The organism is Pseudomonas sp. MAG733B (assembly GCF_036884845.1).
Taxonomy (GTDB): domain Bacteria; phylum Pseudomonadota; class Gammaproteobacteria; order Pseudomonadales; family Pseudomonadaceae; genus Aquipseudomonas.
Genome location: NZ_CP145732.1, coordinates 2,936,602 through 2,949,699 on the forward strand (window position 1 = coordinate 2,936,602; position 13,098 = coordinate 2,949,699).

Annotated in this window: 17 protein-coding genes; 7 read left to right on the plus strand and 10 right to left on the minus strand. The window is 59.6% G+C overall.

The features are described 5' to 3' along the window. The 3 genes from V6Z53_RS13560 to V6Z53_RS13570 form a co-directional block, all read right to left on the minus strand. Positions 1-360, minus strand: coding sequence for a DUF2784 domain-containing protein (locus V6Z53_RS13560; protein WP_338586024.1), 360 nt, complete (start codon positions 358-360; stop codon positions 1-3). Between the two features lie 60 nt (positions 361-420). Next, entirely contained in the window at positions 421-1,290 is an 870-nt protein-coding gene (gene dapA / locus V6Z53_RS13565; protein ID WP_338586025.1) for a 4-hydroxy-tetrahydrodipicolinate synthase, read from the minus strand. 284 nt (positions 1,291-1,574) lie between these two features. Further along, complete coding sequence (locus V6Z53_RS13570; RefSeq protein ID WP_338586026.1) at positions 1,575-2,510, minus strand: sensor domain-containing diguanylate cyclase; 936 nt, start codon at positions 2,508-2,510, stop codon at positions 1,575-1,577. Between the two features lie 174 nt (positions 2,511-2,684). Between V6Z53_RS13570 and V6Z53_RS13575 the strand changes: the two genes are divergently transcribed. The 3 genes from V6Z53_RS13575 (at position 2,685) to V6Z53_RS13585 (ending at position 3,916) form a co-directional block, all read left to right on the plus strand. Then, entirely contained in the window at positions 2,685-3,383 is a 699-nt protein-coding gene (locus tag V6Z53_RS13575; protein WP_338586027.1) for an AzlC family ABC transporter permease, read from the plus strand. After that, positions 3,383-3,694: an AzlD domain-containing protein gene (locus tag V6Z53_RS13580; RefSeq protein WP_322618258.1), complete on the plus strand. Its 312-nt coding sequence runs from the start codon at positions 3,383-3,385 to the stop codon at positions 3,692-3,694. The genes V6Z53_RS13575 and V6Z53_RS13580 overlap by 1 nt, the downstream gene beginning before the upstream one ends. Before the next feature lie 66 nt (positions 3,695-3,760). Continuing rightward, a complete protein-coding gene (locus V6Z53_RS13585) occupies positions 3,761-3,916 on the plus strand; it encodes a hypothetical protein (protein ID WP_338586028.1) in 156 nt (51 codons plus the stop codon). Between the two features lie 51 nt (positions 3,917-3,967). Here V6Z53_RS13585 and V6Z53_RS13590 read toward each other — a convergent pair whose 3' ends face one another. From V6Z53_RS13590 to V6Z53_RS13615, 6 genes are all read right to left on the minus strand, one after another. Further along, on the minus strand, positions 3,968-4,195 hold the full coding sequence (locus V6Z53_RS13590) for a hypothetical protein (protein WP_338586029.1): 228 nt from the start codon (positions 4,193-4,195) through the stop codon (positions 3,968-3,970). Positions 4,196-4,397: 202 nt separating this feature from the next. Beyond that, complete coding sequence (locus V6Z53_RS13595; RefSeq protein ID WP_338586030.1) at positions 4,398-4,670, minus strand: hypothetical protein; 273 nt, start codon at positions 4,668-4,670, stop codon at positions 4,398-4,400. A gap of 259 nt (positions 4,671-4,929) precedes the next feature. Beyond that, positions 4,930-5,610: an SOS response-associated peptidase family protein gene (locus V6Z53_RS13600; protein ID WP_338586031.1), complete on the minus strand. Its 681-nt coding sequence runs from the start codon at positions 5,608-5,610 to the stop codon at positions 4,930-4,932. A gap of 39 nt (positions 5,611-5,649) precedes the next feature. Continuing rightward, the gene (locus V6Z53_RS13605) at positions 5,650-6,363 is read right to left on the minus strand and encodes an ABC transporter ATP-binding protein (protein ID WP_338586032.1); all 714 of its coding nucleotides are present in this window, start codon (positions 6,361-6,363) and stop codon (positions 5,650-5,652) included. A gap of 3 nt (positions 6,364-6,366) precedes the next feature. Next, positions 6,367-7,203: an ABC transporter permease gene (locus tag V6Z53_RS13610; protein WP_338586033.1), complete on the minus strand. Its 837-nt coding sequence runs from the start codon at positions 7,201-7,203 to the stop codon at positions 6,367-6,369. A 107-nt stretch (positions 7,204-7,310) separates the two neighbouring features. Next, positions 7,311-8,297 (minus strand): aliphatic sulfonate ABC transporter substrate-binding protein, encoded by a 987-nt coding sequence (locus V6Z53_RS13615; protein WP_338586034.1) that lies wholly within the window; start codon positions 8,295-8,297, stop codon positions 7,311-7,313. A 296-nt stretch (positions 8,298-8,593) separates the two neighbouring features. Here V6Z53_RS13615 and V6Z53_RS13620 point away from each other — a divergent pair, with 296 nt between their 5' ends. The 3 genes from V6Z53_RS13620 to V6Z53_RS13630 all read left to right on the plus strand — a co-directional run bounded on the left by V6Z53_RS13620 (position 8,594) and on the right by V6Z53_RS13630 (position 10,929). Next, positions 8,594-9,541 (plus strand): ABC transporter substrate-binding protein, encoded by a 948-nt coding sequence (locus V6Z53_RS13620; protein WP_338586035.1) that lies wholly within the window; start codon positions 8,594-8,596, stop codon positions 9,539-9,541. Between the two features lie 137 nt (positions 9,542-9,678). Continuing rightward, positions 9,679-10,578 (plus strand): polysaccharide deacetylase family protein, encoded by a 900-nt coding sequence (locus V6Z53_RS13625; protein WP_338586036.1) that lies wholly within the window; start codon positions 9,679-9,681, stop codon positions 10,576-10,578. Positions 10,579-10,689: 111 nt separating this feature from the next. Continuing rightward, positions 10,690-10,929, plus strand: coding sequence for a DUF1652 domain-containing protein (locus tag V6Z53_RS13630; RefSeq protein ID WP_338586037.1), 240 nt, complete (start codon positions 10,690-10,692; stop codon positions 10,927-10,929). Positions 10,930-10,931: 2 nt separating this feature from the next. On the opposite strand, the gene V6Z53_RS13635 is transcribed toward V6Z53_RS13630, so the two are convergent. Beyond that, the gene (locus V6Z53_RS13635; RefSeq protein WP_338586038.1) at positions 10,932-11,816 is read right to left on the minus strand and encodes a LysR family transcriptional regulator; all 885 of its coding nucleotides are present in this window, start codon (positions 11,814-11,816) and stop codon (positions 10,932-10,934) included. Between the two features lie 127 nt (positions 11,817-11,943). Here V6Z53_RS13635 and V6Z53_RS13640 point away from each other — a divergent pair, with 127 nt between their 5' ends. Beyond that, positions 11,944-13,092, plus strand: coding sequence for a muconate cycloisomerase family protein (locus tag V6Z53_RS13640; protein WP_338586039.1), 1,149 nt, complete (start codon positions 11,944-11,946; stop codon positions 13,090-13,092). Positions 13,093-13,098 lie beyond the last annotated feature (6 nt).

The following is a 13,098-nucleotide window of genomic DNA, read 5'->3' on the forward strand; positions in this document are numbered from 1 at the left end:
TCAGGACTTTTGTTTGATCACTCGAAGATAGACCACCCCATTGACCAGCAACACCAAACCGGCCAGCCACAACTGAATCGCCGGAGTCAGCCCAGCCGGATAAATCACTGGCCACACATAATATTCGATGAATCCGCCGCCATAACCGCTTTGTCCGGCGGCGTGGCGCATCAGGTTTTCCCAGTGCGTCAGAGGGCAGGGCAGGTGGAAAAACTCCACCGCCACACCCCACGCAGCAGCGGGCAAGTGCCACCAGATCAGGCGGCGCCATTTGAGCACCAGCAACCCACCGAACAACACGAACAGGATGAACGTCAGGTGAAACAGCACCAGCCCATCGGCGGCGATTCGGTAGAGCATGGCGGCTCCCGCAGGCATCAGGCGAATCGCTCCATGGTACTCGGGCCAATGGCCGACGCTCTATCGATTGTTCAGTGCGCCGAGAACAGCCTTCAAGTGCGTCACCATGGCTTCGCTGCTGCGTAGCATCGGCGCGCGCAGTTCATCGTCGATCAAGCCTTCAAGGGCCAGTGCGGTTTTGACCGGGGCGGGATTGGGTTCGATGAACAGGCTTTGAATCAGCGGCAGCAGCTCGAAGAATGTGCTGCGGGCGGCGGCCAATTGATTGTCGCGAACCTGTTGGTACAGCGCGACAAAGCGCTCGGGATGTACATGCGCCGACGCGGCAATCGCGCCTTTGGCGCCGAGGCACAAGGCGCTGAAAATCTGGTTGTCCTCACCGCACAACACATCGACTTTTCCGGAAGTCAGCAACGCCAGGGTGTTGTTCAGATTGCCGCCGCAATCCTTGATCGCGACGATCCGCTCGTGGGCGACGATGTTGAGCAAGGTCGCCTGTTCGAAGGCCACGCCGGTGCGGTAGGGAATATCGTAGAGAATCAGCGGCACGCTTGAAGCGTCGGCAACGGTCTTGAAAAACGCCTCAAGTCCGGCCTGGGAGGGGCGGATGTAATACGGCGCCGGCACCAGCAAACCTGCCACCGGACGCTTGAGGATTTCGCTCTGGAATTGCAGCAATTCAGTCAGGTTGTTGCCGGCCAGGCCCATCACCACGCGGTGCGCAGGGACTTGCTCCAGCACCGCATCGAGCACCGCCAGTTGCTCATGCTTGCCCATCGCGGCGGGTTCGCCGGTGGTGCCACAGACAATCAGGCCGTCGACGCCTTTTTCCAGCAAGTGGTTGACCAGACGCTGCAGGCCGACGAAATCGATGGCGCCGTTGTGGAACGGCGTGACGAGCGGAACCCAGATACCTTGAAACGATGACATGCGCTTTCTCCTGATGGTTGACCGATTTCGTCACCGTCAGGAGCGTAGAAGGAAGTAAGCAAGGGGAGGGTGATCCGTCGCGCTCAATGTCCTGTCAGCTCATCTGACGGGACAGCGCGCCCCGGTCACATGAGCGACTGTTTCTTCGATTTGAGGGTGCGCGCAACGCAACCTTGCGCCTTGGCAATAGAGCCAATGACGGAAGAGTTGTGATTGAAGGTTGCGGACATCTTTGCTTACACCCTGATTGAGGCGCCCAGTTTTAAAAGGCCGGGCACCGTTTGTCAATCACGAAAATCGGCGAACTCCGCGCGCATCCGTCCGTTGTGCTTGGCTTTGTAGAGCAATTGATCGACCTGTTCGACGAATTCCAGCGCCGTGGCGTGCTGCGAGGCGTGGGTGGTGCCAACGCCGAGGCTCACGCTGAGCACGGATGAAACGGCGGAAAACTCATGGGCGATTTGTTGCTGGCGAATCAGGTGCAGGCATTTGTGCGCCACCAACCTGGCGGACTCGGCATCGGTTTCCGGCAGCAGCCAGACGAACTCTTCGCCGCCGATCCGCGCAATGAAATCCCGTGGCCGGTTAGCCGCCAGCGACAAGGTGCGGGCTACGTGGCGCAGGCATTCGTCGCCCTTGATGTGGCCGTAATGGTCGTTGTACTGCTTGAAATAATCGATATCCAGAACCAGCACCGACAGCGGCGATCCCGTGCGCTGGGCGGTGGCCCATTCCCGCTCCAGCACGGTGTCGAACATGCGCCGGTTGGCGATGCCGGTCAGACCGTCCTGGTAGGAATATTCTTCGAGCTGCTTTTGCAGGCGAATCAGGTGTTCTTCGGTTTTCTTGCGTTCGCTGATGTCGAACATGAACCCCACCAGCGCCTCGACCTCGCCGTCCTTGCGCACCACGTGCACCACATCGCGGATCCACACGTATTCACCGCTGTGGGTCAGCGCGCGGTAGTCCGCTTCATGGTCGACCCCGGCCCGGGATTGCGAGACGCAGAACTCCACCACGTAATCGCGATCGTCCGGGTGCATGCGCTCGACCCAGTCATTAACGCCAACCCAACTGTCCTGTTTCCAGCCCAACAGACTTTCGATCTGCGGCCCGATGTAACTGAACGTCATGGTTTTCCAGTTGATTCGCCATGGAATCGCCTTGGTCGACTCAAGCAGGGTTTTGTAGACGTCGCTGTCGGTTTCGAGTGGATTCATGAAGGGCCTGCACCTTGAAGGAAAAAATGCAGCGCCATCATGTTGCTACTACTTTGGCGGCGCAAGCGGGCAGCCGATGAATGGCACGGAGTCGCGGTATTGAGCAAGATTGTTCAAGCCATTGGCCGCGACTGCTGGCACAGTCTGGGGTCTTTCCCCTGGTTGTAGAGCGATATGTCCAACTCACACTTGCCGCGCAGTGCGTTCCTTCGCGGCGCCGCAGCGATCATGCCGCTGTCCCTGGCAACCGCGCCTTGGGGCTTGCTGGCCGGGTCCATGGCCATCGAAGCCAATCTCACGCCCCTGCAAGGCCAGGGTTTGTCGAGCATCGTGTTCGCCGGTGCCGCGCAACTGGTGGCCATCGGCATGCTCAAGGGCGGCGCCGGGATCTTTTCGATCCTGCTGACCACGTTGTTGCTCACCTCCCAGCATTTGCTTTACGGGATGAGTCTGCGTTCGGTGATTTCGCCGTTGCCGGGGCGCTGGCGCGTAGGGTTGGGTTTTTTGCTCACCGATGAATTGTTCGCCCTGACCAGCCAGCACGACAAACAACAATTCGACCGCTGGTTCGCGTTGGGTGTCGGCCTGACGTTCTACATCGCCTGGAACCTCTTCACCCTGGCCGGCATCGTGCTCGGCAGCAGCATTCCCGGCCTGGAACACCTGGGCCTGGATTTCTCCATCGCCGCCACCTTCATCGCCCTGATCACTCCGGTGGTGCGCAATGTGCCGACCGTGGTCTGCGTCGCGGTTTCGCTGTTCTGCTCGGTGCTGTTCAGCTATTGGCAATGGGGCTCGGCGCTGGTGCTGTCGGGATTGGCGGGGATGACCGCCGGGTTTATCTGCAACAAGTTCCAGGGAGCGCGCACATGATGGTCTGGGCAGTGATTTTCGGCATGGGCGTGTTGGTGTTTCTCAATCGCTACGTTTTTCTCGAACCGCGGCTGCCGGTACGCTTGAGCAGTAACGCCCGGCAGTTCCTCGGCTTCGCCGTGCCGGGCATGTTGACCGCGATCTGCGGGCCGATCGTGTTCATGCCCGAGAAACAGCTGAATCTGCAATGGGACAACCCGTACCTGATCAGTTCGCTGGTGGCCGTCGGCCTGGTGCTCTACACCCGCAACACCTTGCTCAGCATGCTGTTGAGCATGGGTTTTTTCTTTTTGCTGCGTTGGTGGCTGTAAGCCGGGCAGGCGAATCTGTTCTACGCTTGAAATTGATGACCGATCCCTTCAGGAAGAGAGGTGAACATGGCAAATGACCCCAAGCGTCCGGACCCGGATGAAGACATGGATGAACCGACGGAAGAAGAGATTGAGCGGCAGAGAAAAGCGGAGAAGACCTGGAAACATGACGACAGCCGCGAGCTGTCGGATCGCGATATCGAAATCCCGTTGAAGCCTTGATCAAAGGCTTTCCCTATGTGGGGGCGAGCAGGCTCGCTCCCACAACATTATTCAAACAGCCTCATTCCAGCGAATCTGGGTGATTCCCAATTGGCAGGCATCTGCACGCGCGGCTTCGAGGCTGGCGGGTGTCGACATTTGGTGGCTGCCTGAGGGAAGCGCATGGACTGAGGCCGAATGAATGGCTTGGCCATCGGAGAAGTTCACCGCCAGTTTAAAAAAATGCTGGCGCACGCCGTCAAATACGTAATGCACGGCATAGGGCACGAGTTCGCTCATGTATTCCTCCTGAAGCGAGCCGGAACATTGGCTCAGTAGTCGATTAGGGGATTCAGAGAGATCTGCGATGCAAACGGCGTGAAGAGACAGGGTGCAGAAATAAGACGACTGAAAAAGAAAGAGGCTCAGCGAGCCTCTTGTCTTCAGAGTGGTGCGTGGGCGGGTTCGTTCAGTTTTTCTGCCGAAAGGCCCCGACCAAGGTTCAAGCGTCGTCCAGCGGCATGAAATCTGGATGAGAGGCTCGAAAACCCAACGTCTTGTCGATCCAGGCATTCAGTTCGTTGACCATCACCGGAGGCATGCCCGGGTAGCTTTCGAGGGTTGAATTCAGGACCGCGTTTATATTGGGGATTGAACGCAAGTTACGGGTTTCTATGTATTGCCCGATAAAGCAGTCGAGTTGGTAGTGTTCTGTCTTTGTAAGATAAACACACGCCAGACCCACGACTTGATTATTTATAAAATCGTCGCGCAATTTAGTTCTCTGCAAGGCTTGTTGTATGGAATTTCCTTAGTTATTGACTCTTTGGTCAACTGGGTGATGCAACTGGAAATGCGGCGCGAATACTAGCGTTAGCGACAAAAAATGTATGCAATGCGACTCTATAGTCAGACCAGCGGTTAACTGTGCGATGCAAGTGTTAATTGACTGAAACAGGTGTTGTAACGCTAATAACTTGGTGTTCAACGGAGGGTCGTTATTTATGACTGTGTCGCTGTCGTTATTGACACTTTCAGGTCACCTCAACAATTAACTCCGCGCCTTGGTTTCTCGCGTTGCCAACCGCTTTAGTGACCTTGTGCCAGTGGAATGCATCGCTGTCTTCACCCTGCAAAAGCAACATTTGCTCGGCGCGTTCCCTGGGCGTCGCCGGGTCCAGCCATTCCCGCGCCAGTTCTGCCGAGAACACCACCGGTCGTCGGTCATGAATGTCCACCATGCCGCCTGCGCTGTCGGCGGTGATGATGACAAACCCGTCGTCGTCCCTCGGTGGAGCGCTTCCAATCGGGAATTGCCCGATCGCCGCACACAACACCGGCCCATGATCGCGCCGGCGAATCAGCCAGGGTTGCCGTGTGCCGTCTCCTGCATCGACCCATTCGAACCAGTTATCGACCGGACAGATCGCGCGGTGCGGCCAGATCGCGCGGAAGAATGGGCCGTGGGCAACTTTTTCGACCCGCGCATTGATCGGTGCTGCGCGATCCTTGGCCCAGTGCGGTCGCCAACCCCAGCGCTGCGAATCGGCATGCAAGCCGTCGTCCTCCAGATGCAACAGCGCAAGTTGCGTGGTGGGCGCAGCGTTGTAGCGGGCCAGGGGCTGATCGCCGACGTGATTGATCAGCGCGTCGGGAATGCTCAGCACCGCCACGAAATCGTGGATACCCCGGTATTGCGACAGTCTTCCGCACATCGACTGAATCCTCCGGCCAAGGCTTTCAGTCTAGTTGCCTCAGATCACGTGCGCCCGTTGCAACTCGGTCAACGACATCGCCTTGAGTTGCGCTAGCAGCGGGTCGCGCCGATCACGGGGATGTGCCAGTTGCACCGCCAGTTCCTGACGGATGCTGCTGGGCCGGTTGTCCATCACCAGCACGCGATCACTGAGGTACAGCGCTTCATCGACATCATGGGTCACCAGCAGCAGGGCGATGGCGTGGCGCTCGGCCAGTTGCAGCAGCAGGTCCTGGAGTTTCATGCGGGTAAAAGCGTCTACCGCGCTGAAAGGTTCGTCGAGCAGCAGCACTTGCGGCCGCGAGTAGAGACCGCGGGCGATGGCCACCCGCTGCGCCATGCCGCCGGAAAGCGCCTTGGGCAGGGACTGGGCAAATCCGCCGAGACCGACTTCCTCGATCAGTTGCGTGACCCAGGCCTTGTCGTAATGGTTGTCGGCGCTGAAGCCGATGTTCTGTTCCACCGTCAGCCAAGGCATCAGCCGTGGTTCCTGAAACACAAAAGCCACTTCACCGGCGCGGCTGCGCAGGGTGCCCTGGAAGTCTTTTTCCAGCCCGGCGACGATCCGCAACAAGGTGCTTTTGCCGCAACCGCTGGGGCCGAGCAGACTGACGGTTTCCCGGGGCTGCAACTGCAAATGGATGTTGTTGAGCACCGTGGTGGCAGCGAAGGTTTTGCGCTCGACGTGGATGTCCAGCAAGTGTTCGGTCATGGCTCAATCCTCTGCGCTTTGGCCGTTGAACGTGTCGCGCCAGGCCAGGAAGCGTTTCTCCAGGCTGGCGAGCAGGCCGTCGCTGAGTTTGCCCAGCAACGCCAGGACGATGATGGCGGCCAGCACGATGTCCGGGCGTGAAGTCTCGCGACCGTCGCTGAGCAGATAGCCCAGGCCTTTGGTGGCGGCGATCAGTTCGGCGGCCACCAGAAACATCCAGGCCAGGCTCAGGCCGCTGCGCAATCCGGTGAACAGGCCGGGCAGGGCGGCAGGCAGCAGAATCCGTTGCACCAAGCGGCGACGACTGAACCCGTACATCTGCCCGACCTCCACCAGTTTGCGGTCGATGTTGCGGATCGCCGCGACGCCGTTGAGGTACACCGGGAAGAACGCACCGATGGCAATCAGGACGATTTTCGAAGTCTCGTCGATGCCCAGCCACAGCAGCAACAGCGGCACCCAGGCCAGGCTCGGGATCGAGCGCAGGCCGGCGAACGTCGGTTCCAGCCAGGCTTCGGCTTCACGGCTCAAACCGACCCACGCGGCGAACAACAGCGCCAGGCTTGCACCGATGACGAAGCCCAGTAGTACGCGCAACAGGCTGGCGCTGATGTGCTTCCACAGCGCGCCTTCAGCGAGGTCTTTGAGGGTCAGGGCGATTTCGCTGGGGGCGGGCATTTGGTAGGACGGCAGCCAGCCGATGCGCACGACGAATTCCAGCACCAGAAGGATCAGTACGGGCAGCGCCAGGCCTTTGAGGCGCTGGCGCCAGGTATCGCTCAGGCGTCGCGGTGCGGGCAATGCCAGGTGCGTGGGCAGGCTTTTGCTTTTGCTGGTCATGAGGGACTCCAGTCACGACAAGATCAAAAGATCGCAGCCTGCGGCAGCTCCTGCATTGGGATATGCGTTTCCCTGTAGGAGCTGCCGCAGGCTGCGATCTTTTGCTGTTACTGACGAGCAACGGTTTCCTTGAACCCGGTGTCGATCAACTGATCGATCACCTGATCGACGTTCACACCACGGCGTACCAGTTCCTCGGAAACCAGAATCGGTGCGGCGGCTTTCGAGGCGATCACATCCTTGGCCGTCAGTTGCGGGCTGCTCAGGTCGGTACGTGACAGTTGCAGCTTGGCCACTTCCAGCGGCAGGCCGGATTCGGTGGCGAGCAGTTTCGCCAGTTCTTCAGGATTTTTTACCGCCCATTCCCGGGCTTGTTCGTACGCCTTCAGCACCGTGTCGATGGTTTGCGGATGTTCCTTGGCGTAGCTGTCGGTGACGCTGACCACGCCATAACTGTTGAAACCGGTGTTGCGGTACAGCAGACGCGAACCGGCCTGGACCTGGCTGGCGGCCATGTGCGGATCGAGTCCGGCCCAGGCGTCGACATCACCTTTTTCCAGCGCGGTGCGACCGTCCGGGTGCTGCAAGTGCACGAGTTCCACATCGTCCTTGCTCAGGCCGGCCTGTTGCAGGCTGCGCAGGGTGAACAGGTACGGATCGGTGCCTTTGGTGGCGGCGATTTTCTTGCCTTTGAGGTCGGCTACGGTTTTATACGGTGAGTCCTTGCGCACCACCAACGCCGTCCATTCGGCGCGGCTATAGACGTAAACCGATTTGATCGGGCTGCCGTTGGCGCGGCTGAGTACCGCTGCGAGGCTGGCGGAAGAAGCGAAATCCACGCCGCCGCTGTTGAGGTATTCCAGCGAGCGGTTACTGCCTTGGCTCAACACCCAACTGACCTTGGTCTGGGGCAGGGCCTTTTCCAGAAAGCCGAAATGCTTGAGGACCAGGCTGACCGGCGAATAGTAGGCGTAATCCAGATGCACTTCGGCCGGCGGCGCTTCAACCGCCTGGGCCACGGGTTGCAGGCTCAGGGCCAGGGCGCAGGCGCCAAGCAGAGACCTGACAATGGGAAAACGGAAGGTGGGTTTCATGGGCGGCTCCGGGCAAGGCGGCGAGATTCTTATGTCCAAAAAATTAATTTCATCGAATGCTTCCTGCATAAATGGAATATTGCAGGCTCTGTGCCATGTCCGCGGGTTCGCGGGTTTTCAAGGCTTGCAGCGAAGTGGAAGTAGCGGTGGGCTGTACCCCGGAAAGCAGTCTGTTGAGTCGCTGTTGCTGAGCCAACACTGCATGTCGCGAGTCATGAGCTTATGCGTAAATCGAATTTAAAAAGCCCCTTGTAAGAGCGTTATGGTCTAGCGCAATCACCTTCAAGGAGCCCCCGATGAACCTGTCCCGATTCGTGCGCGGTCTGTTGACCAGCGCGCTGTTTGCCGCGCCCATGGCCTACGCCGCCGAACCTGTCGTCCTGCATATCGGCGACCAGAACTACTACAACATTCGCGCCTCGGTGGAAGCTTCTGGAGTGTTGAAAGACGCGCCGTACACGGTCGACTGGAAGCACTTCCAGGCCGCCGCGCCGCTGGCTGAAGCCTTGAACACCGGGGCGCTGGACCTGGGCTTTCTCGGCGATTCGGGTTTTCTGTTCCTCGCTGCCAAGCAGGCACCGGTCAAGCTGATCGGCGTGTCGCGGCAGAACCCGGACACCATTGCCTTGCTGGTGCCCAAGGATTCGCCGGTCAAGACCATTGCGGATCTCAAGGGCAAGAAAGTCGCCTACTGGCCCGGCGCCTGGAGCCAGCAACTGACGCTGCGCGCCTTGGAAAAAGCCGATATGCCGGAAGACTACGTCGACTTCATCAAGCTGATGCCGATCGATGCCGCCGCCGCGTTGCCCCAGGGCAGCATCGATGCCTTCCCGGTGTGGGAACCGTACATTTCCCAGCAGATCCTGTTCTCCGGCGCCCGGCCGATTCTCACCGCAAAAAACCTGATGCCAGGCCTCAGTGCCATCGCCGCATCGACGCCGTCCATCGACAGCAAGCGTGAAGCCATCGCCGACTTTCTCGGGCGCCTGAAAAAGGCCCGGGCCTGGGTGGATAACAACACGGACGAATACGCCGACCTGTGGGCGAAGAAGGCCAATCTCGACCAGAACGTTTCCCGCCATTGGTTGCGTCAGGCCCACATGACCGTCGGCCCGGTGGATGCGCAGGCCGCCAAGGATTTGCAGAGCACCGCGGACTTCCTGTTCAAGGTCAAGGCACTGCCGACGGAACTGGCAACCGCGCCGATCATCGATGGCTCATTCCAACAGGCGCTGGCGCAGTAAACGAGCCCCGGAACCAAACACTGTGTACCCTTATCCAACCTCGGCCCGCAGCTTCCTGCGGGTCGATGAAGGATGAACGGGCGAAGGAATTTTGCCGTTTGACGTGTTGACCAAAACGGTCTGGCCCAAGGCAAAACATGAAACAGGTGTTCAAGGTTCTATTGGCGTGCGCCATGGCGGTCGGTCTGCTGGGCTGTATCGCTGCTCCCATCGAAATGACGCCGCAGACCGAACAACGGCTGCTCGCGCAACCACCGATCCGCTTTCTGCTGACATTCGATGACGGCCCCAGCGCGTCGAGTTTCTGGAATCCGACCGAAACCGTGCTCGATAGCCTGGCGAAAAATCCGCTGCAACCGGACATCAAAGCGGTGTTCTTCGTGCAGACCCGCGCCACTCGGGCCGGTAACAGTGAGATCGGCCGCGCGGTCATGCATCGCGAGCGCGATGCCGGGCACATTCTGGCCTTCCACACGGCCACGCCGTCGCACACCAATCATCGCTCGCTGGACGCGCAAGAACTGGAGCAGGCGCTCACCGATGGCTGTGCCGACATCGCCGCGATCACCGGTGCGCCGCCGACCTTGGTGCGCCCGCCATTCTGGAGTTACGACAAACGCACTTTCGCTGCCTATCAACAGCATGGCTTGCATGTGTTGCTGACCGACCTGAGCGCCAACGACGGCAAAATCTGGGGCTTCAACGCCAGCCCGCGACGCCGCTCGCACATGCTGCGTTCGATGTCTGAAGTGCGCGAGCGCATCGCCCGCGGCGAGCTGCCGGTGGTGGACGGGGTGATCCCGGTGGTGGTGACCTTTCACGACCTCAATCGCTACACCGCCCGGCATACCCGCGAGTACCTGCAGATCCTGCTCGACAGCGCTCAGGCGACCGGCGTGAAGACCGCAGACCAGCCGTTTTACAACGACACCGCCGAACTGCAACGGGCCGCAATGGCGCGTACGTTGCGTGACAGTGCTCAGCCGGTTGAATTGCCGGGGGTCTGGAACTGGATCTGGAAGGACAATGCCCACTGAAAATCTGTTCAAAGTGAGAGGCATTTAACATTTATTGCTGGCGCAAAATCTTCAAAGCGGAACTATGCTGAAACGGATCCAATCCGATTAACAGTCGCCGAGGCACCGGCCATGGTTCCTATTTCAGTCCTTTGCAGCATTGTAGAGTCCGGTTTTGAGCCGCTGGCTTGCGAATGCACGGAAACCTTGGGATTGTTGCGTATCGAGGTTTACGAGCGTCAACCCCGGTGCGTCAAACTGCGGATCGATAACGTTTCGACCGAGCAATTGACCAGCGTGCGCGCAATCTCTGATTTTGTCGGCGAGTTGCGTACCGAAATGAAGGCAGGGCGCCGGGCGTTTGCCGGTTGATCCTAGCCTCGGGGCAACAGCTCATCGATCATCCGCAAACAATGGTTCAACCCCGGCGACACATCGCCCACCCGCCGACTGAGAATGATCGGCGAGGTCGCGTTGTCTTCCAGTAACGGCGTGAAGCCGATGTCGTCGCGGTGCAGCAATTGCACCGAGGCCGGCACCAGCGTAACCCCGATCCCGGCTCCCACCAGACCGATTGCTGTTTGCAGCTCGTTGGTCCATTGCGCGACGTGGATGCTCACCCCATAAGATTCGAACAGTGCGATGACGTGGTCGGCATAGCTCGGTCGCGGATTGCCGGGGTACAGCACAAAGGGTTCTTTGGCGAGATCGCGCAGGCTGATGGGACCGGCAAGCAGCGGGTGGCCGGCGGGCAGGGCGGCGACCAGGCGGTCTTCGGTCAATACGGTCTGGATGATGGCCGGATCGTCGATGCGGATACGCCCGAAGCCGATGTCGATGCGTCCGGCCTTCAGCGCCTGCACCTGCTGCAACGTGGTCATTTCCGAAAGCCCCAGCTCCAGCTCCAACGGCTCGCCACTGCGTAAGCGACGAATCAGCTCGGGCAGCACGCCGTACAACGTCGATGGCGCAAAACCGATGCCCAGCCAGGTCTTTTCCCCCAGGCCAATGCGCCGCGTGTTGTCGCAAACCTTGTTCAGTTGTTCGAGCAGGGCGGTGGAGTGTTCATGGAAAAACCGCCCGGCGTCGGTCAGCTTCAGCGGGCGCCCGCGTTCCAGCAGCATCACACCGAGTTCGTCTTCCAGTTGCTGGATCTGCCGGCTCAACGGTGGCTGGGCGATGTGCAGCAGTTCGGCGGCGCGGGTGAAGTTGAGGGTTTGAGCCAATACCTGGAAATAACGCAGGTGACGCAGTTCCATGGAGCCTCCGTACGCGAATCGGTTGCATACCTTTAAGGTATCAAGTCAGACCAATTCTATATTGGCGTCGCGAAAAAAGCCGTACGAGAATCGATTCCAGAACTCCAAGAACCTGATGGGTATCGAAATGCTTGCTACTGCCATTGAATCGATCGAGACGATCATCGTCGATCTGCCGACCATCCGCCCGCACAAGCTGGCGATGCACACCATGCAGAACCAGACCCTGGTGATCATTCGCGTGCGATGCGCGGATGGCATCGAAGGCATCGGCGAGTCCACCACCATCGGTGGCCTGGCTTACGGCAACGAAAGCCCCGACAGCATCAAGACCAACATCGACACGCACTTCGCACCTCTGTTGATCGGCCAGGACAGCGGCAACGTTAACGCCGCGATGTTGCGTCTGGAGCGCAGCATCCGTGGCAACACCTTCGCCAAATCCGGTATCGAAACCGCGTTGCTCGACGCCCAGGGCAAGCGTCTTGGTCTGCCGGTCAGCGAATTGCTCGGCGGTCGCGTTCGTGACGCGCTGCCGGTGGCCTGGACCCTGGCCAGCGGCGACACCGAAAAAGACATCGCCGAAGCGGAAAAAATGCTCGACCTGCGCCGCCATCGCATCTTCAAGCTGAAGATCGGTGCCGGTGAGGTCAATCGCGATCTGGCCCACGTCATTGCCATCAAGAAAGCCCTCGGCGACCGCGCCAGCGTGCGGGTCGACGTCAATCAGGCCTGGGAGGAAGCCGTCGCAATCCGTGCCTGCCGCATTCTCGGCACCAATGGCATCGACCTGATCGAACAGCCGATCTCGCGCAACAACCGCGCCGGCATGGCCCGCCTGAATGCCATGAGCCCGGCGCCGATCATGGCCGATGAATCCATCGAATGCGTGGAAGATGCGTTTAACCTGGCGCGCGAAGGCGCGGCTTCGGTGTTCGCTTTGAAGATTGCCAAGAACGGTGGGCCGCGCGCCGTGTTGCGCACCGCCTCCATCGCCGAAGCGGCCGGTATCGCTCTGTACGGCGGCACCATGCTCGAAGGTGGCCTCGGTACGATGGCCTCGGCGCATGCTTTCGTTACCCTGAACAAACTGGCGTGGGACACCGAGTTGTTCGGCCCGCTGCTGCTGACCGAAGACATTCTCAGCGAACCGCTGGTGTATCGCGATTTTGAACTGCACGTGCCGAAAACCCCGGGTCTGGGCCTGAGCCTGGATGAAGAGCGCCTGGCGTTTTTCCGCCGCGACAAAACTTCCACTGCCATTCATCAAGCCTGAGGAGAG

Coding starts and splice junctions, on each gene's coding strand:
- V6Z53_RS13640 (WP_338586039.1), top strand. CDS start 11,944: ATGCTTGCTACTGCCATTGAATCGATCGAGACGATCATCGTCGATCTG.
- V6Z53_RS13575 (WP_338586027.1), top strand. CDS start 2,685: ATGTCCAACTCACACTTGCCGCGCAGTGCGTTCCTTCGCGGCGCCGCA.
- V6Z53_RS13630 (WP_338586037.1), top strand. CDS start 10,690: ATGGTTCCTATTTCAGTCCTTTGCAGCATTGTAGAGTCCGGTTTTGAG.
- dapA (WP_338586025.1), bottom strand. CDS start 1,290: ATGTCATCGTTTCAAGGTATCTGGGTTCCGCTCGTCACGCCGTTCCAC.
- V6Z53_RS13625 (WP_338586036.1), top strand. CDS start 9,679: ATGAAACAGGTGTTCAAGGTTCTATTGGCGTGCGCCATGGCGGTCGGT.
- V6Z53_RS13560 (WP_338586024.1), bottom strand. CDS start 360: ATGCTCTACCGAATCGCCGCCGATGGGCTGGTGCTGTTTCACCTGACG.
- V6Z53_RS13600 (WP_338586031.1), bottom strand. CDS start 5,610: ATGTGCGGAAGACTGTCGCAATACCGGGGTATCCACGATTTCGTGGCG.
- V6Z53_RS13605 (WP_338586032.1), bottom strand. CDS start 6,363: ATGACCGAACACTTGCTGGACATCCACGTCGAGCGCAAAACCTTCGCT.
- V6Z53_RS13590 (WP_338586029.1), bottom strand. CDS start 4,195: ATGAGCGAACTCGTGCCCTATGCCGTGCATTACGTATTTGACGGCGTG.
- V6Z53_RS13635 (WP_338586038.1), bottom strand. CDS start 11,816: ATGGAACTGCGTCACCTGCGTTATTTCCAGGTATTGGCTCAAACCCTC.
- V6Z53_RS13580 (WP_322618258.1), top strand. CDS start 3,383: ATGGTCTGGGCAGTGATTTTCGGCATGGGCGTGTTGGTGTTTCTCAAT.
- V6Z53_RS13620 (WP_338586035.1), top strand. CDS start 8,594: ATGAACCTGTCCCGATTCGTGCGCGGTCTGTTGACCAGCGCGCTGTTT.
- V6Z53_RS13615 (WP_338586034.1), bottom strand. CDS start 8,297: ATGAAACCCACCTTCCGTTTTCCCATTGTCAGGTCTCTGCTTGGCGCC.
- V6Z53_RS13570 (WP_338586026.1), bottom strand. CDS start 2,510: ATGAATCCACTCGAAACCGACAGCGACGTCTACAAAACCCTGCTTGAG.
- V6Z53_RS13610 (WP_338586033.1), bottom strand. CDS start 7,203: ATGACCAGCAAAAGCAAAAGCCTGCCCACGCACCTGGCATTGCCCGCA.
- V6Z53_RS13585 (WP_338586028.1), top strand. CDS start 3,761: ATGGCAAATGACCCCAAGCGTCCGGACCCGGATGAAGACATGGATGAA.